This window comes from Shewanella electrica (assembly GCF_022321485.1).
GTDB classification, from domain to species: Bacteria; Pseudomonadota; Gammaproteobacteria; order Enterobacterales; family Shewanellaceae; genus Shewanella; species Shewanella electrica.
In genome coordinates, this window is record NZ_JAKOGG010000655.1 from 1 (window position 1) to 245 (window position 245).

1 protein-coding gene is annotated in these 245 nt (G+C 67.8%); it reads right to left on the bottom strand.

The genetic code is table 11. The features are described 5' to 3' along the window. A partial coding sequence (locus L9G74_RS24570) for a hypothetical protein (protein ID WP_238898946.1) occupies nt 1-245 on the bottom strand: 245 nt, incomplete at both ends.

The following is a 245-nucleotide window of genomic DNA, read 5'->3' on the forward strand; positions in this document are numbered from 1 at the left end:
TCCTCTTCTTCTTCTTCTTCTTCCTCCAGGCTCCAGTGGCGATGGCGACCATGCTCTGCTCCTTCACGCCCGCCACCAGGGCTCCGCTCCTTCGCACTTCCTCCTCCTCTTCCTCTCTCGGCTTCGCCACCTCGCAACTCGCCGGCCTCAGCCTCGGCCTCTCCGCCGCAGCCACCACCGCGCCCTCCGCCGCCGGTCCCAAGCTCCACCCCATCCTCGCGCGCCGGATATGCCCCTTCACGGAC